Source organism: Rhodoferax sp. SPJ4, assembly GCF_058216275.1.
The window spans coordinates 1,413,769-1,433,720 of the sequence record NZ_JBYZMN010000001.1 but is presented as its reverse complement, the minus strand read 5'-3'; the positions used below and the strand labels follow the sequence as shown (position 1 = coordinate 1,433,720).

Sequence of the window (19,952 nt, the reverse complement as noted above, 5' to 3'; positions counted from 1 at the left end):
TGTTCAATAAATATGGCAAGTGTTCAAATTCACGCCGTCCCACCGCATAATCCGCCCATGGAAGCCAAACTGCAACGCCAGCAGGCGATGACCGACAGCCGCCGTGCGCTGGTGCTGGACGCCGCCCGCGCGGTGTTCAAGGCCTCGGGCATCGAGGGCGCCAGCATCCGCGAGATTGCCAAGCGGGCCGGTTACACGCCTGGCGCCATCTACTCCTACTTCGACAACAAGGAGGCGATTTACGGCGCCCTGCTGGCCGAGTCGCTGGAGCGGCTGAACGCCCAGGTGCTGGCCGCCAACACCGACCCGGCGCCGGCCCCGCGCTTGCGCGCCACCGCCCTGGCCTGGTTCGGTTTTTATGCCGACAACCCGCATGACCTGGATCTGGGCTTTTACCTGTTCCAGGGCCTGCAGCCGCGCGGCCTGACCAGCGAACTGAACACCCGGCTCAATGGCCGCTTGCTCGACGCGCTGGCCCCCTGCGCCCAGGCGCTGGCCGATCTGGGCCTGGACGCCGAGGCGGCGCGGCGCGAAAACACCGCGTTGTTCGCCCAGGGCGTGGGCCTGTTGCTGTTGCAGCACACCGGCCGCATCCGGCTCTTTGGGCAGCAGGCGCCGGCGCTGTTTGAGCACTGCATCACCGGCCTGCTGCAGCGGCTGGAATAATCGGCGGCTTCTGAAGGAATCCCATGTTGCTTGATGCCGACGGTTGCCAGCTGGTGCTGGTGGACTACCAAACCCGCTTGATGCCCGCCCTGCACGACCATGCCGCGGTGGTGGCCAACGCGGTCCGCCTGGGCCGTTTGGCCGAGGTGATGCAGGTGCCCTGCTGGGGCACGGAGCAGAACCCGGCCAAGCTGGGTGAGAACCTGCCCGAGATCCGCGCGCTGTGCCAGCGCACCCTGGCCAAGATGCATTTCAGCGCCTGCGAAGACGGCCTGGTGGACTGGCTGCGTCCGCCGGTGCAGGCGCCCCGGGGCAATGCCCGCAGCCTGCCCAAACACCTGCAAAAGGCCCAGGCCGACGATGGCGAAGCCCGCAGCAGCATCGTGATCGCCGGCTGCGAGTCGCATGTCTGCCTGCTGCAAACCGCGCTGGATTTGCTGGAAGACGACTTCGAGGTCTGGGTGGTGACGGACGCCTGCAGCTCACGCACCGAGCGCAACCGCGACGCCGCCTTCGACCGCCTGGCCGGTGCCGGGGCTGAGCTGGTGACCACCGAGATGGTGGCTTTCGAGTGGCTGCGCAGTGCCGAGCATCCGGCTTTCAAGACCATTCAGGGGTTGATCAAGTAATTGCTTTCACCCGCCCCGCCAAGGCCGCAGCCAGGTGAGGCGTGTCCGAAGCCGGATCGGGCCATGCCGTGCCGATGGCGCCGTCAGCACCCAGCAAGTTCACCACTAATAATTATGAATTCAGTTTAACGGTTCGCAGGAGACAAAAATGGCCTCGTTTGCAGATTTCCACGCGCGTTCACTCAACGACCGCGAAGCCTTCTGGGCAGAACAAGCCCAGCTGATCGACTGGAAAACCCCGCCCCAGCAAATCCTGGACTACAGCCAGCCGCCGTTCGCCCGCTGGTACGTGGGCGGCACCACCAACCTGTGCCACAACGCGGTCGACCGCCACCTGAAAGACCGCGCCGACCAGGCCGCGCTGATCTTTGTCTCCACCGAAACCAACCAGGAAATCACCTACAGCTTCCGTCAATTGCACGCCGAAGTGCAGCGCATGGCCGCCATCCTGCTGGAGATGGGGGTGAAAAAGGGCGACCGCGTGCTGATCTACATGCCCATGATTGCCGAAGCCGCGTTTGCCATGCTGGCCTGCACCCGCATCGGGGCGCTGCACTCGGTGGTGTTTGGCGGCTTTGCCTCGGTCAGCCTGGCCAGCCGCATCGACGATGCCACGCCCACCGTGGTCATCAGTGCCGATGCCGGCTCGCGCAGCGGCAAGGTCGTGCCCTACAAGCCGCTGCTGGACGAAGCCATCTCGCTGGCCACCCACAAACCCAGCGGCGTGCTGCTGGTGGACCGCCAGCTGTCGCCCATGGCCCTGGTGACCGGCCGAGACCAGCTGTACGCGCCGCTGCGCGAGAAGCATCTGAACACGGTGGTGGATTGTGAGTGGGTCGATGCCACCCACCCCAGCTATACGCTGTACACCAGCGGCACCACCGGCAAGCCCAAGGGCGTGCAACGCGACACCGGCGGCTACGCGGTGGCACTGGCCGCCAGCATGAAGCACATCTTTCAGGGCAATGCCGGCGAAACCTATTTCTCCACCAGCGACATCGGCTGGGTGGTGGGCCACAGCTACATCATCTACGGCCCGCTGATCGCCGGCATGGCCACCATCATGTACGAAGGCCTGCCGACCCGGCCCGACGCCGGCGTGTGGTGGAGCCTGGTCGAGAAGTACAAGGTCACGGTGATGTTCAGCGCACCCACCGCGGTGCGGGTGCTGAAGAAACAAGACCCGGCCTTTTTGAAGAAATACGACCTCTCGAGCCTGCGTGCGCTGTTCCTGGCCGGCGAGCCGCTGGACGAGCCCACCGCGCAATGGATCAGTGACAGCCTGGGCGTGCCCATCATCGACAACTACTGGCAGACCGAGAGCGGCTGGCCCATCCTGACCATTGCCAACGGCGTGGAAAAGGCGCCCAGCAAGTTCGGCAGCCCCGGCATCCCGATGTACGGCTACAACGTTAAGCTGATCAACGAAAGCACTGGCGAGGAGATGACCGAGGCCGACGAAAAAGGCGTGGTGGTCATCGAGGGCCCCATGCCCCCGGGCTTCATGCAGACCGTGTGGCGCGACGACGCGCGCTTCGTCAAAACCTACTGGAGCAGCATCCCGGGCCGCATGGTGTACTCCACCTTCGACTGGGGCGTGCGCGACAAGGACGGCTATTTCTTCATCCTCGGCCGCACCGACGACGTGATCAACGTCGCCGGTCACCGCCTGGGCACGCGCGAAATCGAGGAAAGCATTTCCAGCCACAGCAACGTGGCCGAGGTCGCGGTGGTGGGGGTGGCTGACCAGCTCAAGGGCCAGGTGGCGATGGCCTTTGTGATCATCAAGGACTTGTCCAAGGTGCCGGACGAAGCCGCCAAGCTCAAGCTCGAAGGCGAGATCATGAAGGTGGTGGACGAGCAGCTCGGCGCCGTGGCTCGGCCATCGCGTGTGCGCTTTGTCACCGCCTTGCCCAAGACCCGCAGTGGCAAGCTGCTGCGCCGCGCCATCCAGGCGGTGTGTGAACAGCGCGACCCCGGCGACCTGACCACCATCGAAGACCCCACCGCGCTGCAGCAAATCCAGGACCTGATGGCCGTGCGTTGACCGCCGGCCGGGCGGGGTGCATGCGCCCCGCCGGTCTGCCCGCCGTGGCCATCGCCCATGGCGCTACCATGGCCCCTCGGGCGGTGGTGGCCTTGCCACAGTTTTCACGCTTTGCAGGGCGTCACCCGGTCCAGCGCGCGGCGATGCATCGATTCGATGGCACAATCCTGGGTGTTACTTCGGCCCTTCCAGCTTCAAGTCGCATCCGCCAATCGGTTCAGCCGTGTCGCGGAAGGTTAATCAACCAGCTTTAACCAGCTAATGTTTCCTGCAGGGAAACGGAGGTCAGCGGAAATGAGTGAGTCCCCGTCTTCGAAATCGGCGTCCGCGTCGGTTTACCAGGCCTATTCGGCCAACACCTACCTCTTCGGCGGCAATGCGCCCTACGTCGAGGAGATGTATGAAAACTACCTGAGCAATCCCGGCAGCGTGCCCGACAACTGGCGCGAGTATTTCGACGCCTTGCAGAACGTGCCCGCGGTCGACGGCAGCAATGCCCGCGACGTGCCCCACCTGCCGGTCATCAATGCCTTTGCCGAGCGCGCCAAGCAGGGCGTGAACCGCGTGGTGGTGGCCAGCCCCGACCCCGAAATGGGCCGCAAGCGCACCGCGGTGCAGCAGCTGATTGCCGCCTACCGCAACGTCGGCGCCCGCTGGGCTGACCTTGATCCGCTCAAGCGCGTCGAGCGCCCTTACATTCCCGAGCTGGACCCGGCCTTCTACGGCTTCAGCGATGCCGACCAGGAAGCGGTGTTCAACACCAGCAACACCTTCTTCGGCAAGGAAACCATGAGCCTGCGCGAGCTGCTGAACGCGCTGCGCGAGACCTACTGCGGCACCCTGGGCGCCGAGTACATGTACATCACCGACCAGAACCAGAAGCGCTGGTGGCAGGAAAAGCTGGAGTCCGTCCGCACCAACCCGCAGTTCAATGCCGACAAGAAAAAGCACATCCTCGACCGCCTGACCGCGGCCGAAGGCCTGGAGCGTTTCCTGCACACCAAGTACGTCGGCCAGAAGCGCTTCTCGCTGGAAGGCGGCGAAAGCTTCATCGCCTCGATGGACGAGCTGATCAACCAGGCCGGTGCCAAGGGCGTCAAGGAAATCGTCATCGGCATGGCCCACCGCGGCCGCCTCAACGTGCTGGTCAACACCCTGGGCAAGATGCCCAAGGACTTGTTCGCCGAGTTCGACCACACCGCCCCCGAAGACCTGCCCTCGGGTGACGTCAAATACCACCAGGGCTTCAGCTCGGACGTGACCTCGCCCGGTGGCCCGGTCCACCTGACGCTGGCCTTCAACCCCTCGCACCTGGAAATCGTCAACCCGGTGGTGGAAGGCTCGGTGCGGGCCCGCATGGACCGTCGCAACGACGCCACCGGCAAACAGGTGCTGCCGGTGCTGGTGCACGGCGACGCCGCCTTCGCCGGCCAGGGCGTGGTCATGGAAACCCTGGCGCTGGCCGAAACCCGCGGTTACTCCACCGGTGGCACGGTGCACCTGGTCATCAACAACCAGATCGGTTTCACCACCTCCGACCCGCGCGACAGCCGCTCCACGCTGTACTGCACTGACGTGGTCAAGATGATCGAAGCGCCGGTGCTGCACGTCAACGGCGACGATCCCGAAGCCGTGGTGCTGGCCACCCAGCTGGCGCTGGAGTTCCGCCTGGAGTTCCAGAAGGACGTGGTGGTCGACATCATCTGTTTCCGCAAGCTGGGCCACAACGAGCAGGACACCCCCTCGCTGACCCAGCCGCTGATGTACAAAAAGATCAGCGCCCACCCCGGCACCCGCAAGCTCTACGCCGACAAGCTGGCCGCCCAAGGGCTGGGCGAGACGCTGGGCGACGAGATGGTCAAGGCCTACCGCGCGGCGCTGGACGAAGGCCGCCACACGGTGGACCCGGTGCTGACCAACTTCAAGAGCCAGTACGCGGTGGACTGGTCGCCCTTCCTGGGCAAGAAGTGGACCGACGCCGGTGACACCGCCATCCCCATGGCCGAGTGGAAACGCCTGGCCGAGAAGATCACCACCATCCCCGCCACCGTCACCCCGCACCAACTGGTGAAAAAGGTCTACGACGACCGCGCCGCGATGGGCCGGGGCGACATCCCGGTGGACTGGGGCATGGGCGAGCACATGGCTTTCGCCTCGCTGGTGGCGAGCGGCTACCCGGTCCGCCTGTCTGGCGAAGACTGCGGCCGTGGCACCTTCACCCACCGCCATGCGGTCATCCATGACCAGAGCCGCGAGAAGTGGGACACCGGCACCTATGTGCCGCTTCAGCATGTGGCCGAGAACCAGGCCCCGTTCGTGGTCATCGACTCCATCCTGTCGGAAGAAGCGGTGCTGGCCTTCGAATACGGCTACGCCTCCAACGACCCCAACACCCTGGTGATCTGGGAAGCCCAGTTTGGCGATTTCGCCAACGGCGCCCAGGTGGTGATCGACCAGTTCATTGCCAGCGGCGAAGTGAAATGGGGCCGCGTCAACGGCATCACGCTGATGCTGCCGCACGGCTACGAAGGCCAGGGCCCCGAGCACAGCTCGGCCCGCCTGGAGCGCTTCATGCAGCTGAGCGCCGACGCCAACATGCAGGTGGTGCAACCCACCACCGCCAGCCAGATCTTCCACGTGCTGCGGCGTCAGATGGTGCGCAACCTGCGCAAGCCGCTGGTGATCATGACGCCCAAGTCGCTGCTGCGCAACAAGGACGCCACCTCGCCGCTGAGCGAGTTCACCAAGGGCTCGTTCCAGACGGTGATTCCGGAGCACAAGGTGCTGAAGGCCGACAAGGTCAAGCGCATCGTGGCCTGTTCGGGCAAGGTCTATTACGACCTGGTCAAGAAGCGCGAGGAGAAGGGCGCCGACGACGTCGTCATTCTGCGTGTCGAGCAGCTCTATCCCTTCCCGCACAAGGCCTTTGCCGCCGAACTGAAGAAGTACCCCAACGCCACCGAGGTGGTCTGGTGTCAGGACGAGCCGCAGAACCAGGGCGCCTGGTTCTTCGTGCAGCACTACATCCACGAGAACATGGCCGAAGGCCAGCGCCTGGGCTACTCGGGCCGTGCGGCCTCCGCCTCGCCGGCGGTGGGCTACTCGCACCTGCACCAGGAGCAGCAAAAAGCGCTGGTCGATGGCGCTTTCGGCAAGCTCAAAGGATTCGTGCTGACCAAGTAAGGCCAGCCCTCAGTTCAGAACACAGACCCCCTAACGGAATACCCCATGGCACTCGTAGAAGTCAAAGTCCCGCAGCTGTCCGAATCGGTGGCCGAAGCCACCATGCTGCAGTGGAAGAAAAAAGCCGGCGACACCGTCGCCGTTGATGAAATCCTGATCGAAATCGAAACCGACAAGGTGGTGCTTGAAGTGCCCGCCCCGTCGGCCGGCGTGTTGTCGGAAATCCTGGTCGCCGACGGTGGCACCGTGGTGGCCGAGCAGCTGATCGCCCGCATCGACACCGAAGGCAAGGCCAGCGCCGCTGCGCCTGCCGCGGCGGCCCCCACCCCCACCGTGGCCGCCATGCTGGCCCCGGCGCCAGCGGCCACCGGCAAAGCCGGTGTGGCCATGCCGGCCGCCGCCAAGCTGATGGCCGACAACCAGCTGGCCGCCGGCTCGGTGGCTGGCACTGGCAAGGACGGTCGCGTGCTCAAGGGCGACGTGATCCAGGCTGTGGCCGCTGGCGTCAAGGCCCCGGTGGCGATGCCCGCACCGGCCGCCGCAGCGCCCAAGCTGCTGCCCCAGGTGGCCGCGCCCTCGGTCAACCTGGGCGAGCGCCCCGAGCAGCGCGTGCCCATGAGCCGTTTGCGCGCCCGCGTGGCCGAGCGCCTGCTGCAGTCGCAGTCCACCAACGCCATCCTGACCACCTTCAACGAGGTCAACATGGCGCCGGTGATGGAAATGCGCAAGCGCTTCCAGGAGAAGTTCGAGAAGGAGCATGGCGTCAAGATCGGCTTCATGAGCTTCTTCGTCAAGGCTGCAGTGCACGCGCTGAAGAAATTCCCGGTGCTCAACGCCTCGGTCGACGGCAACGACATCGTCTACCACGGCTACTTCGACATCGGCATTGCCGTGGGCTCGCCGCGCGGCCTGGTGGTGCCCATTTTGCGCAACGCCGACCAGATGAGCTTTGCCGACATCGAGAAGAAGATCGCCGAGTACGGTGCCAAGGCCCGTGACGGCAAGCTGGGCATTGAAGAAATGACCGGTGGCACCTTCTCCATCAGCAACGGCGGCACCTTCGGCTCGATGCTGTCCACCCCCATCATCAACCCGCCGCAAAGCGCCATCCTGGGTGTGCACGCCACCAAGGACCGCGCGGTGGTGGAGAACGGCCAGATCGTCGTTCGACCGATGAACTACCTGGCCATGAGCTACGACCACCGCATCATCGACGGCCGCGAAGCCGTGTTGGGCCTGGTGGCGATGAAGGAAGCGCTGGAAGACCCGGCCCGCCTGCTCTTCGACATCTAAAGCTGCTGCGCGAGTCCATGGCGGCGTTGCGGGTCCCGTTCGGACAATCCTCACGTACCGCAAGTACGTTTCGGTTGTCCGCCACCCGCGCCTTGCCCTGAACTCGCTCGCGACGCTTTCAAAACCCAGGAACCAACATGAGCAAACAATTTGACGTGATCGTCATCGGCGGCGGTCCCGGTGGCTACATCGCGGCCATCCGCGCCGCCCAGCTGGGCCAGCGTGTGGCCTGTATCGACGAGTGGAAAAACAGCAAGGGTGGCCCGGCCCCCGGCGGCACCTGTACCAACGTGGGCTGCATCCCGTCCAAGGCGCTGCTGCAGTCGTCCGAGCATTTTGAGCAGGCCCACCACCACTTTGCCGAGCACGGCATCTCGCTGTCCGATCTGAAGATGGACGCGGCCAAGATGATTGCCCGCAAGGACACCGTCGTGAAGCAGAACAACGACGGCATCCTCTACCTGTTCAAGAAGAACAAGGTCACGTTCTTCCATGGCCGTGGCGCTTTCGTGAAGGCCACCGAAGCCGGTTACGAGATCCAGGTCAGCGGCAGCACCGACGACCTGCTGGTGGGCAAGCACATCATCGTGGCCACCGGCTCCAACGCCCGGGCGCTGCCCGGCACACCCTTTGACGAAGAACTGGTGCTGTCGAACGACGGCGCGCTGCGTGTCGGTGCCGTGCCCAAGACCCTGGGCCTGATCGGCTCCGGCGTGATCGGCCTGGAAATGGGCTCGGTCTGGCGCCGCCTGGGCGCCGAGGTCACCATCCTCGAAGGCCTGCCCACCTTCCTGGGCGCGGTCGACGAGCAGATCGCCAAGGAAGCCCACAAGGCCTTCACCAAGCAGGGCCTGAAGATCGAGCTGGGCGTCAAGGTCGGTGAGATCAAGACCGGCAAGAAGGGCGTCAGCGTGGCCTACACCAACGCCAAGGGCGAGGCCCAGACCCTGGCGGTGGACAAGCTCATCGTCTCCATCGGCCGGGTGCCCAACACCATCGGCCTGGCCGCCGACGCCGTGGGCCTGGCGCTCGACGAGCGCGGCGCCATCGTGGTCAACGACGACTGCCAGACCAATCTGCCCAACGTCTGGGCGGTGGGCGACGTGGTGCGTGGCCCGATGCTGGCGCACAAGGCCGAGGAAGAGGGCGTGGCGGTGGCCGAGCGCATCGCTGGCCAGCACGGCCATGTGAACTTCAACACCATTCCCTGGGTGATCTACACCAGCCCGGAAATCGCCTGGGTGGGCCAGACCGAGCAGCAGCTCAAGGCCGCCGGCCGCGCTTACAAGGCGGGCAGCTTTCCCTTCCTGGCCAACGGCCGGGCCCGGGCGCTGGGCGACACCACCGGCATGGTCAAGATGCTGGCCGACGCCGAGACCGACGAGATCCTGGGTGTGCACATCGTCGGCCCCCAGGCCAGCGAGCTGATCGCCGAGGCGGTGGTGGCCATGGAATTCCGCGCCAGCGCGGAAGACATCGCCCGCATCTGCCATGCCCACCCGTCGCTCAGCGAGGCGACCAAGGAAGCGGCGCTGGCGGTGGACAAACGCACGCTGAACTTTTGAGCGTGATGAATCACCCCCCGCTGCCCCGCGGCGTGGGGGCTGTTCGGCCGGCTGAGTCCTGGCCATCACAGGTCGCGGCCGGCTGATGTCGTCGGTGCGCGCGGCCTATGACGCCGAACTGGCGGCCCGGGGTTACACCAGTGACCCGGCCCAGTTGCGGGCGGTGGCGGCGCTGGAGCGCTGCGCCAGCGAATGGGCGCATTTCAAGGCCAAGCGTTCCAACCCGCTGAAAAAGCTGATCAACCGCCTGGACATCCCGCGTGGGGTCTACATGCACGGCGGGGTGGGGCGCGGCAAAAGCTTTCTGATGGAATGCTTCTACAGCGCCGTGCCTTTGCGTCGCAAGACCCGGCTGCATTTCCACGAATTCATGCGCGAGGTGCACCGCGAGCTGCACGAGCTGCAGGGCACGGTCAACCCGCTGGATGAACTGGGGCGCCGCATCGCCAGGCGCTACCGGCTGATCTGCTTCGACGAGTTCCACGTCGCCGACATCACCGACGCGATGATCCTGCACCGTTTGCTGGACGCCTTGTTCAGCAACGGCGTGGGGGTGGTCACCACCTCCAATTTCAAACCCGACGACCTCTACCCCAACGGCCTGCACCGCGACCGCATCCTGCCCGCCATCGCCTTGCTCAAGGCCCACATGGACGTGGTCAATGTGGACAACGGCACCGACTACCGGCGCCGCACGCTGGAGCAGGTGCGGCTTTACCACACCCCCTTGGGGCCCGAGGCCGACGCGCAGATGACCGACGCCTTCAACCGCCTGGCCGAAACGCCGGACGAGTCGCCGGTGCTGCACATCGAGGCGCGCGAAATCCGCGCCCGGCGCAAGGCCGGTGGCGTGGTCTGGTTCGATTTTTCCGAGCTGTGTGGCGGCCCGCGTTCACAGAACGACTACCTGGAAATCGCCACCCAGTTCCACACCGTGCTGCTGAGCAACGTGCCCTTCATGCCGGTGCGCATGGCCTCACAGGCGCGGCGTTTCACCTGGCTGGTGGACGTGTTGTACGACCGCCGCGTCAAGCTCATCCTGTCGGCCGAGGTGGCGCCGGAGGCGCTCTACACCGAGGGGCCGCTGGTGCACGAGTTTCCCCGGACCGTGTCCCGCCTCAACGAGATGCAGTCGGCCGAATTTTTGGCGCTGGAACGGCGCGACGTGGACACCGGACTGACATGACACAACGCATGGTGATGCTGCTGGGCCTGCTGTGGGCGCTGGGTGCCGGCGCGGCCGACAGCGGCGACGAGGCGGCCCAGCGAACGCAGATCGGCCAGGCCCGCGAGGCGGCGGAGCGGCGCTATCTGGCCGAGGAGCGCGGCTGCTACCAGCGTTTTGCCGTCACCGATTGCCTGGAAGAGGCCAAACGGTCCCGGCGCAAGACGCTGGGCGAGCTGCAGCGGCAGGAGGCGGCGCTCAACCTGGCCCGCCGCCAGCGCGACGGTGCCGAGCGGCGCCAGGTGCTGGAGCAGCGGGCTTTGGCGGCCCAGCAACGGGCGGCGTCAGCGCCGCCAGCCCCGGTCGGCCAGCCCGGTCCCCAGGGCGCGGCCGACAACGCCACGCCGGAGGCTGGCCGCACCGCGGGAGCCGATGCGCCTTTGCCCAAGGGGCGATCCAAAGGCCACGCCCTGGGCCGCAGCCCGGCCAAGGCCAGCGAGGCCGCCCAGGCCCAGCAGCGCAAATTGGAAGAGGCCGAAGCCAGGCGGGCGGCCTTGGCCCGCCGGCAGGCCGAGCGCCGCAAACCGGCGGCCGCACCCCTGCCTGTGCCCCAGTGAGGGGCTGATTCAGCCGGCCGGGCTGGGCTCGGCGACGATGGGGGCGATTTTCACGATCACCAGCGACAGGTTGTCGCCCTGGCCAGCGGCCCGGGTGCGGGCCTTTTCCACCAGGAATTCGCTGGCCTCGCGGGGCGGCAATTCGTGCACGATGCGGCCCAACTCGGCGCTGGTGAAGTGGTGCCACAGGCCATCGCTGCAGGCCAGCAGCACATCGCCGGGCACCAGTTTGCGAATGAAATGGGCGCTTTGCGGCGGTGGCTTGTCGCCTCCCACACAGCCGAGCAGCACGTGGGATTCGGGATGCTGGGCGGCGTCGGTCAGCTTCAGTGTGCCCTGGTCGACCAGCGACTGCACGTAGGAATGGTCGCGGGTCTGGGTGACCAGCCGGCCACGCCGGAAGTGGTAAATCCGCGAGTCACCGGCATGCACCCAATGGCAGTCGCCGCCGGCGTTGATCAGAAAGGCCGCCAGCGTGCTGTGGGGCTCCTCGGCCGCCGAGATGGCGGTCAGCCGGATCATGGTGTGGGCCTCTTCCACCAGCTGCGCCAGCAGCCTGGCCCCATCGTCCGTGGACGGGACGTAGCGCTCAAACAGTTGTTGGGCGGTCAGCAGCACCTGGTCGGCCGCCTTGCGCCCGCCGGTGCGGCCACCGATGCCGTCGGCCAGCACCGCCAGCACGCAGCCGGCAACCCGTGGGTGGCTGAGCAGCGCCACCTGGTCTTGCTGCGTGTGCCTGTCCCCCTTGTGGATTCCGGTGGCACCAACGAGGCGGTAGGCAATGGGCATGGCAGGTGGTCAACGCGCGAGCGAAAAAGGGGCGGAACAGCGACGTATTATCAAGTCATTCCCCAGCCTTCTCCTGGGGCCAAGGCTCAGGGTGTTCCTTCATAGGGTATTTTTCAATCAAGGGTTTGGGGCCATGGCGCGGGGGTGTGTGGCCGCGGGGGGTGGCCGGTGCTGACGGATTTGCACCAGGCCGTGGCCGAGGCGTTTTCCGATGTCGGTGTGCTGTCCCGCCATGCCGGGCAGTTTGTGCCGCGCCAGGCCCAGACCGACATGGCGCTGGCGGTGGCCGACACCATCGTTGCCGCCACCGACGGCCCGTCGGTGCTGGTGGCCGAGGCCGGTACCGGGGTGGGCAAAACCTTTGCCTACCTGGTGCCGGCGCTGCTCAGCGGCGAGCGTGTCTTGGTGTCCACCGCCACCAAGACCCTGCAAGACCAGTTGTTCGGCCGCGATCTGCCCGGCCTGGTGGCGGCCCTGGGCATCGCGGTGAAGATCGCGCTGCTCAAAGGGCGGGGCAGTTACCTGTGTCTGCACCGGATGGAACAGGCCCGCAGCCAGGGTCTGACCAGCGACCCCATCACCACCCACACGCTGGCCAAGGTCGAGCGCTGGGCCCAGACCACCCGCAGCGGTGACCTGGCCGAGATGCCCGGCCTGGACGAGCGCTCGTCGGTGATCCCGCTGGTGACCTCGACCCGTGAGAACTGCCTGGGCGCCTCCTGCCCGCAGCACCGCGCCTGCCATGTCAACCTGGCCCGCCGCGAGGCCCTGGCGGCCGACCTGGTGGTGATCAACCACCATTTGTTTTTCGCCGATCTGGCGGTGCGCGAATCGGGCATGGCCGAGCTGCTGCCCACGGTGAAGGTGGCGATTTTTGACGAGGCCCACCAGATCAACGAGATCGGTGTGCAATTCCTCGGTCAGCACCTGTCCACCGGCCAGCTGCTGGACCTGGCGCGCGACCTGCTGGGCACCGGGCTGCAGCAGGCGCGCGGCCTGGTCGACTGGCAGGGCCTGGCCGCCGGCATCGACCGCGCCTCCCGCCAGCTGCGGTTGTTGGTGGGACCGGCGTCCGGCGGCGGCAAGCGGCGCTGGGTGGAGGCGGCGCCCGAGGGCCTGAACGCCGACGAATGGCAGGCCGGCCTGAGCCAGCTGGCCCAGGCCCTGGACCTGGCGCTGCAGGGCGCGGAGACGGTGAGCGAGCTGGGCCCCGACTTTGTGCGGCTGGCCGAGCGGCTGGCCACGCTGGCCGAGCGCGCCCGGCATTTTCTGGGCGCTTGTGCGGCCGAGGCGGTGCGCTGGGTGGACGTGGCGCAGCAAGTCCGGCTGGTCGAGTCGCCGCTGGACATTGCCGGTGCGGTGCAAACCCGGCTGCTGGCGCCCGAGCGGCCCCAGCCCATGGCCTGGGTGTTCGCCTCGGCCACGCTGGGCGACGACCCGCAGCTGCGCTGGTTCACCGAACCCTGCGGCCTGACCGGCGCCCGCATCGAGCGCTTTGGCAGCCCCTTCGACTACGCCCAGCAGGCAGCGGTCTATGTGCCGCGCCAATTGCCGCTGCCGGCCAGCCCCAGCCATGCCGACGCGGTGGCGCGCCTGGCGGGCCAGGCCGCGCGCCAGCTGGGTGGCCGCACCATGGTGTTGACCACCAGCCTGCGAGCGCTGCGGCAGATTGGCGACTGGCTGAAAACCTGGCTGCGTGACGACGACCGCCTGGAGGTGCTGGTGCAGGGCGATTTGCCCAAGCGCCGGCTGATCGAGCGCTTCCGCGAAGCCGACGCCCAGGGCGGCCGCGGCTGTGTGCTGGTGGCCTCGGTGTCGTTCTGGGAGGGGGTGGACGTGCCGGGCGAGGCCTTGCAGCTGGTGGTGATCGACAAGCTGCCGTTTCCCTCACCGGGTGACCCGCTGGTGGAGGCGCGGGCCCAACGCCTGCAGGCTCTGGGCCGCAGCCCGTTCAACGATTATTTTGTGCCCGAGGCGGCGGTGATGCTCAAGCAGGGCGCCGGGCGGCTGATCCGCAAGGAAACCGACCAGGGCCTGCTGGTGGTTTGTGACACCCGGTTGGCCACCATGGGCTATGGCAAACGGCTGATGGCGGCGCTGCCGGCGATGGCCCGGCTTGCGGACGAGGCGGCGTTTCAGGCCGCGCTGGCCCGACTCACCAGATCTTCCACCACGGTGACTTGTTCGACTTGAAACCCTTGGTCAGGTACTCGCTCTGTGGGTAGCTGGCTGCCAGGATGCGGCGGGTGTCGTCGCGCAGGTCGGTCATGCCCAGCGCGTCATAGGAGCGCATCAGGATGAAGGTGGCTTCTTCCAGCGCCGGCACGTCGCGGTAGTCGGCCAGCGTGATCTGGGCCCGGTTGATGGCCGCCACATAGGCGCCCCGGTTGTAGTAGTAGCGGGCCACATGAACCTCGTACTGGGCCAGCGAGTTGACGATGTAGGTCATGCGCTGGCGGGCATCGGGCGTGTAGCGCGAGTCGGGGAAGCGCGACACCAGTTCGCGGAACGAATCAAAAGACTCCTTGGCCGCCTTCTGGTCGCGCTCGGACAGGTCTTGCTGCGTCACCGAGCCAAACAGGCCCAGGTTGTCGTTGAAGTTGATCAGGCCCTTCAGGTACAGCGCGTAGTCCAGTGCCGCGCTGGCCGGGTGCAGTCGGATGAAGCGGTCCAGCGTGGCCTGGGCCTGGGCCGGCTCGTTGGCCTTGTACTGGGCGTAGGCCTTTTCCAGCTGGGCCTGCTGCGCCAGCGGGGTGCCGGCGGCGCGGCCTTCGAGCTTCTCGAACAGCGGCACGGCCTTGTCGTAGGCCCCGGCATTGGCCTCGTCACGGGCTTCGTTGTACAGCTTGTTGGGGCTCCAGTCGGCGGTCTTGTCGACCTCGGTGGTGGAGCAGCCGCCGAGCAAGGCCAGACCGGCCAGGGCGCCGGCCAAGCCGACCGTTGATAATTTGGTACGAAACATCGGTGAAAAGTCCTCTTGAAGCCCAGCCCCCAGAGTATATCGAGCCCCCCCCTTGATCCCGCGCCCCTGACGGACGACCTTCTGCCGGCGTCCCTGGGCGAGGAGAGCGACGAGGCCGAGCCGGCCGAAACCGCCGAGGGTGAACTGCGCGAGGCGGTGCTGGCCGCTGAGCACCATGGCCTGCGCCTGGACCGGGCGCTGGTGGCCGTGGTGCCCGAGCTGTCGCGCAGCTATTTGCAGCAGCTGATCGAGTCGGGTGCGGTGCGGCTGAACGGTCAGCCGGCGGTCAAGGCCGCGGGCAAGGTCAAGGCCGGTGACCGGCTGCACATCCACATCCGTCCCACGCTGCAAAGCCAGGCCTTCCAGCCCCAGGCCATGGACCTGGACACGGTGTTTGAGGACGCCCATTTGCGGGTGATCCACAAGCCGGCTGGCCTGGTGGTGCACCCGGCGCCGGGCAACTGGTCGGGCACGCTGCTCAACGGACTGCTGGCCCGCGACCCGCAAGCCGCCACCTTGCCCCGGGCCGGCATCGTGCACCGGCTCGACAAGGACACCAGCGGCCTGATGGTGGTGGCCCGCAGCCGCGCCGCCATGGACGCGCTGGTGCAGGCCATTGCCGCCCGCACGGTGAGCCGGCAGTATGTGGCGCTGGCCCATGGCCGCTGGACCGGCCCGGCCAAGCGGCGGGTGGACGCCGCCATCGGCCGCGACCCGCGCAACCGGCTGCGCATGGCGGTGGTGGACCTGGCCCGCGGCGGCTCGGGCAAAAGCGCGGTCACCGACTTCGACCTGCTCGACAACGGCGACGCGGCCTGCCTGCTGCGTTGCACGCTGCACACCGGCCGCACCCACCAGATCCGGGTCCATGCGGCCAGCCTGAACCACCCGCTGGTGGCCGACACCTTGTACGGCGGCCGGGTGCTGCCTGTGCCTGAGGGCGGGGGGCTGCAACGCCAGGCCTTGCATGCCCAAAGGCTGGCCTTCACCCACCCCGTCACCGGGGCGGCGCTGGCCTTCGAGGCGCCGCTGCCGGCCGACCTGGTGGCAGCCATTGCCGCAGCGGGCCTGCACTGCGGGTAAAATGGCAGAACCGCAGCGACGGCCCCCGGGCCCAGCGGTTCGCGCCGGTCAGCCCTGACGACCGGCAGCATGCGTCAACAGCGCGCCCCAGCGCTTTTTTCTTGACATCGAAACCATGAACACGGCGGACGCCAAACGTGTCCTCGAAACCGCTTTGATCTGCGCCCAGCAGCCGCTGCCGGTGCGGGAGATGCGCGTGCTTTTCAACGACGCCGTGGGCGCCGACACCCTCAAGCTGCTGCTCGACGAGCTGCAGCTCGACTGGGCCCAGCGCGGCGTGGAACTGGTGCAGGTGGCCAGTGGCTGGCGCTTCCAGAGCCGGCCCGAGATGCGCGAGTTTCTGGACCGCCTGCACCCGGAAAAACCACCCAAGTACAGCCGCGCCACGCTGGAAACCCTGGCCATCATTGCCTACCGCCAGCCGGTCACCCGGGGCGAGATCGAGGACATCCGTGGCGTGACAGTGAATTCGCTGATCCTCAAGCAACTCGAAGACCGCGGCTGGGTGGAACTGGTGGGCCACCGCGACACGGTGGGCCGGCCCGGCCTGTACGCCACCACCCGGCAGTTCCTTGATGACCTGGGCCTGTCGGCGCTGGACCAGCTGCCCGAACTGCAAGGCGCCATCGACCCGACCGAGGTGCTGGGTCTGGTGGCCTTTGAAGAACCGTCTTCGCAGGCCTCGCTGGCCTTGAGTCTGGACGCCCCTGCTGGCGAGGCGGCCGAGGCCGCTGCGACCATCACTCCCTCCCCCGATCCTCTGATTGCCGACACCGCCTTGCCCGCGGTGGCCGACCCTGCATTTCCCCCTGCCGACCCCGATTCCCCCGCGACCAGCGAGCAAGCCCCATGAACCCCAACGATCCCCTGGCCCAGCCCGACGCAGCGCCCGACGACTTGCCGCACAACCCTGCGCCCACCGTCGTTGAGCCCGCAGCGCTTGCCGTTCCCTCAGAGGCCGGCGCTGCCGCGGGGGGCAAGCCGCCGGCCCGCAAGCCAGCCCGTCCGGTCGATCCGGCGCCCGCCACTGTGCCCGGCTACCAGTTTCTGGACGTGGTCAGTGGCCAGCTCGATGCCGACGAGGAAAACGCCGAGGTGGAGGTGTCCCGCCGCGTGCTGGCGCCCCAGCCCGAATCGCCCAAGTTGCACAAGGTGCTGGCCCAGGCCGGCCTGGGCTCGCGGCTGGAGATGGAGCAGCTGATCACCGAGGGCCGGATTTCGGTCAACAACGAGCCGGCCCACATCGGCCAGCGCATCCAGTTTGGCGACAACGTCAAGGTCAACGGCAAGCCCATCAAGGTGCGCATCTCGCCGCCGCCGCCGCGTGTCATCGCCTACCACAAGCCCGCCGGTGAGGTGGTCACCCACGACGATCCGCAAAACCGGCCCACGGTGTTCCGCCGCCTGCCCAAGCTGTTCCAGGGCAAGTGGCAGTCGGTCGGGCGGCTGGACCTGAACACCGAAGGCCTGCTGCTGTTGACCAGCTCCGGCGAGCTGGCCAACCAGCTGATGCACCCCCGTTTTGGCCTGGAGCGCGAGTACGCGGTGCGGGTGCTGGGCTCGCTCAGCAGCGAAGAAAAACAAAAGCTGCTCGACGGCGTGCGGCTGGACGACGGCATGGCCCAGTTCGGCACCATCGAGCCCGGTGGCGGTGAAGGCGCCAACTGCTGGTACCGCGTGACGATTTCCGAAGGCCGCAACCGCGAGGTGCGGCGCATGTTCGAGGCCGTGGGCCACGCGGTCAGCCGCTTGATCCGTATCCGCTACGGCGCCATGCTATTGCCGCGCGGCCTTAAGCGCGGCGCCTGGATGGAACTGGACGACGCCGACCTGCGGGCGCTGACCCATGCCGCCGGTGTGGCAGAGCGCCGCCCCGACGGCGAGGCCCGTCCTGCCGGCCGTGGCAACCGGGCGCCTGACCGAGGCGCCCGCGGCGGCGGTCGCCGGGCGGGTCCTGGCGGCCCCGGCGGTCAGGCCAAGGGGCCGTCACAAGGTGCCCGTGGCCCGGGCGGCCGTGGTGGCCCACAGGGCGGTGGCCAACCCGGTTTCAAGGGCGGCCAGAACGCCCCACGTGACCAGCGCGGCGGCAATGGCGGTGGCGGTGATGCCCAGCCCGACCCGATGAAAACCGCCTTTGGCTACATCGGCGCCGACAGTTTCACCCGCCATCGCCCCGGCGCCGGCCCGCGCCGTGGACCGGGTGGCCCCGGCGGTGGCGGCAACTTCAACGGTGGTCCGCGGCGCAGCGGCGGTCGCGGCCGCTGAGCTGTCACGGTAAGCAGGCCTCTCTCGGGTTAAAATCAGAGGCTTTGCCGCACCGCGGTTTCACTCTCTTCATTCCAAGGATTTGCCATGGCCATCGAACGCACCCTCTCCATCATCAAGCCCGACGCCGTGGCCAAGAACGTCATCGGTCAGATCTACGCCCGTTTTGAAGGCGCTGGCCTGAAGGTCATCGCGGCCCGCATGGCCCACCTGTCGCGCGGTGAAGCCGAAGCTTTCTACGCCGTGCACAAGGCCCGTCCATTCTTCAAGGACCTGGTCGACTTCATGGTCTCCGGCCCGGTGATGATCCAGGTGCTGGAAGGCGAAGGCGCGATCGGCAAGAACCGTGACCTGATGGGCGCCACCGACCCCAAGAAGGCCGACAAGGGCACCATCCGCGCCGATTTCGCCGACAGCATCGACGCCAACGCCGTGCACGGCTCTGACGCCGCCGAAACCGCCGCCGTCGAGATCGCCTTCTTCTTCGCCGGCATGAACGTCTACGGTCGCTGAGACCGCCGGTCGCACGACCATGACGGCCAATCTGCTCGATTTCGACCTCGAGGGTTTGGCCGCCTTCTGCGCCGGGCTGGGTGAGAAGCGCTTTCGCGCCACCCAGCTGTTCCGCTGGGTTCACCAGCGCGGCGCCGCCGACTTTGACCAGATGACCGATCTGGCCAAGTCGCTGCGTGAAAAACTCAAGGGCGCTGCCACCGTGCAGCCGCTCAAGCTGCTGAGCCAGCACGAGTCCGCCGACGGCACCATCAAGTGGCTGTTCGATGTGGGCAATGGCGATGCGGTGGAAACCGTCTTCATTCCCGAAACCGACCGCGGCACCCTGTGCATCTCGTCACAGGCCGGCTGCGCCGTGGGTTGCCGCTTCTGCTCCACCGGTCACCAGGGTTTCAGCCGCAACCTGAGCACCGGTGAAATCCTGGCCCAGCTCTGGTTTGCCGAGCATTTCCTGCGCCGCCACCTGAAACGCGACGAACGCGTTGTCTCCAACGTGGTGATGATGGGCATGGGCGAGCCCTTGCAGAACTACAGCCAGCTGGTGCCCGCGCTCAAGACCATGCTGGACGACCATGGCTATGGCCTGTCGCGCCGCCGCGTCACCGTGTCGACCTCCGGCGTGGTACCCATGATCGACCGGCTGGCGCTGGACTGCCCGGTGGCACTGGCCGTGTCGCTGCACGCGCCCAATGACGCGCTGCGCGACAACCTGGTGCCGCTGAACAAGAAATACCCGCTGGCCGAGTTGCTCGACGCCTGCCAGCGCTACCTGGCCCATGCGCCGCGCGACTTCATCACCTTCGAGTACTGCATGCTCGACGGCGTGAACGACCAGCCCGAACACGCCCACCAGCTGATTGCCCTGTTGCGCTCGCACGGCGGCCAGGGGGTGCGGGCCAAGATCAACCTGATCCCGTTCAACCCCTTTCCGGCGTCGGGCCTGCTGCGTTCGCCAGCGGCCGTGGTCTCGGCCTTTGCGCAGCAGCTGGTGGACGCCGGCATTGTCTGCACGGTGCGCAAGACCCGCGGTGACGACATCGACGCCGCCTGCGGCCAGCTGGCCGGCGAGGTCAAGGACCGCACCCAGGTCGGCCAGCGAATGGCCACACAGCGCAGCATCCCCATCCACGCCCTGGTGCCAAACGGTGGGAAGATCGCACCATGACCCACCGCGC

16 protein-coding genes are annotated in these 19,952 nt (G+C 67.1%); 14 read left to right on the top strand and 2 right to left on the bottom strand.

Features of this window, described 5'->3' with window-relative positions; translation table 11 throughout:
• Window positions 1-57: 57 nt before the first annotated feature.
• The 8 genes from AC4BAR_RS06985 to AC4BAR_RS06950 all read left to right on the top strand — a co-directional run bounded on the left by AC4BAR_RS06985 (window position 58) and on the right by AC4BAR_RS06950 (window position 11,165).
• The gene (locus AC4BAR_RS06985) at window positions 58-666 is read left to right on the top strand and encodes a TetR/AcrR family transcriptional regulator (RefSeq protein ID WP_490627082.1); all 609 of its coding nucleotides are present in this window, start codon (window positions 58-60) and stop codon (window positions 664-666) included.
• A gap of 23 nt (window positions 667-689) precedes the next feature.
• A complete protein-coding gene (locus AC4BAR_RS06980) occupies window positions 690-1,295 on the top strand; it encodes an isochorismatase family protein (protein WP_490627081.1) in 606 nt (201 codons plus the stop codon).
• Window positions 1,296-1,443: 148 nt separating this feature from the next.
• Window positions 1,444-3,342 carry a propionate--CoA ligase gene (locus AC4BAR_RS06975; RefSeq protein ID WP_490627080.1) on the top strand — a complete coding sequence of 633 codons (1,899 nt, stop codon included), beginning with the start codon at window positions 1,444-1,446 and terminating at the stop codon, window positions 3,340-3,342.
• A 294-nt stretch (window positions 3,343-3,636) separates the two neighbouring features.
• Entirely contained in the window at window positions 3,637-6,525 is a 2,889-nt protein-coding gene (locus tag AC4BAR_RS06970) for a 2-oxoglutarate dehydrogenase E1 component (protein WP_490627079.1), read from the top strand.
• A 45-nt stretch (window positions 6,526-6,570) separates the two neighbouring features.
• The gene (gene odhB, locus AC4BAR_RS06965; protein WP_490627078.1) at window positions 6,571-7,818 is read left to right on the top strand and encodes a 2-oxoglutarate dehydrogenase complex dihydrolipoyllysine-residue succinyltransferase; all 1,248 of its coding nucleotides are present in this window, start codon (window positions 6,571-6,573) and stop codon (window positions 7,816-7,818) included.
• Window positions 7,819-7,955: 137 nt separating this feature from the next.
• Window positions 7,956-9,383, top strand: coding sequence for a dihydrolipoyl dehydrogenase (gene lpdA, locus AC4BAR_RS06960; RefSeq protein WP_490627077.1), 1,428 nt, complete (start codon window positions 7,956-7,958; stop codon window positions 9,381-9,383).
• A gap of 85 nt (window positions 9,384-9,468) precedes the next feature.
• Window positions 9,469-10,569: a cell division protein ZapE gene (gene zapE / locus AC4BAR_RS06955; RefSeq protein ID WP_490627076.1), complete on the top strand. Its 1,101-nt coding sequence runs from the start codon at window positions 9,469-9,471 to the stop codon at window positions 10,567-10,569.
• Window positions 10,566-11,165, top strand: a complete 600-nt coding sequence (locus AC4BAR_RS06950; RefSeq protein WP_490627075.1) for a hypothetical protein — start codon at window positions 10,566-10,568, stop codon at window positions 11,163-11,165. Before zapE ends, AC4BAR_RS06950 begins: the two co-directional genes overlap by 4 nt.
• Window positions 11,166-11,174: 9 nt before the next feature.
• On the opposite strand, the gene AC4BAR_RS06945 is transcribed toward AC4BAR_RS06950, so the two are convergent.
• Window positions 11,175-11,954, bottom strand: a complete 780-nt coding sequence (locus AC4BAR_RS06945; protein ID WP_490627074.1) for a PP2C family protein-serine/threonine phosphatase — start codon at window positions 11,952-11,954, stop codon at window positions 11,175-11,177.
• Window positions 11,955-12,122: 168 nt separating this feature from the next.
• Here AC4BAR_RS06945 and yoaA point away from each other — a divergent pair, with 168 nt between their 5' ends.
• A complete protein-coding gene (gene yoaA, locus AC4BAR_RS06940) occupies window positions 12,123-14,147 on the top strand; it encodes a DNA repair helicase YoaA (RefSeq protein WP_490627073.1) in 2,025 nt (674 codons plus the stop codon).
• Here yoaA and AC4BAR_RS06935 read toward each other — a convergent pair.
• Window positions 14,110-14,916 carry an outer membrane protein assembly factor BamD gene (locus tag AC4BAR_RS06935; protein ID WP_490627072.1) on the bottom strand — a complete coding sequence of 269 codons (807 nt, stop codon included), beginning with the start codon at window positions 14,914-14,916 and terminating at the stop codon, window positions 14,110-14,112. The two genes, yoaA and AC4BAR_RS06935, sit on opposite strands and share 38 nt — an antisense overlap.
• A gap of 66 nt (window positions 14,917-14,982) precedes the next feature.
• Between AC4BAR_RS06935 and AC4BAR_RS06930 the strand changes: the two genes are divergently transcribed.
• The 5 genes from AC4BAR_RS06930 to rlmN all read left to right on the top strand — a co-directional run bounded on the left by AC4BAR_RS06930 (window position 14,983) and on the right by rlmN (window position 19,942).
• Window positions 14,983-15,999 carry an RluA family pseudouridine synthase gene (locus AC4BAR_RS06930; RefSeq protein ID WP_490627209.1) on the top strand — a complete coding sequence of 339 codons (1,017 nt, stop codon included), beginning with the start codon at window positions 14,983-14,985 and terminating at the stop codon, window positions 15,997-15,999.
• Window positions 16,000-16,114: 115 nt separating this feature from the next.
• Window positions 16,115-16,852, top strand: a complete 738-nt coding sequence (scpB, locus tag AC4BAR_RS06925; RefSeq protein ID WP_490627071.1) for an SMC-Scp complex subunit ScpB — start codon at window positions 16,115-16,117, stop codon at window positions 16,850-16,852.
• Window positions 16,849-18,264, top strand: a complete 1,416-nt coding sequence (locus tag AC4BAR_RS06920) for a pseudouridine synthase (protein ID WP_490627070.1) — start codon at window positions 16,849-16,851, stop codon at window positions 18,262-18,264. Before scpB ends, AC4BAR_RS06920 begins: the two co-directional genes overlap by 4 nt.
• Window positions 18,265-18,351: 87 nt before the next feature.
• Complete coding sequence (gene ndk / locus AC4BAR_RS06915) at window positions 18,352-18,777, top strand: nucleoside-diphosphate kinase (RefSeq protein WP_490627069.1); 426 nt, start codon at window positions 18,352-18,354, stop codon at window positions 18,775-18,777.
• Window positions 18,778-18,796: 19 nt separating this feature from the next.
• Complete coding sequence (rlmN, locus tag AC4BAR_RS06910; protein ID WP_490627068.1) at window positions 18,797-19,942, top strand: dual-specificity RNA methyltransferase RlmN; 1,146 nt, start codon at window positions 18,797-18,799, stop codon at window positions 19,940-19,942.
• Window positions 19,943-19,952: the final 10 nt, after the last annotated feature.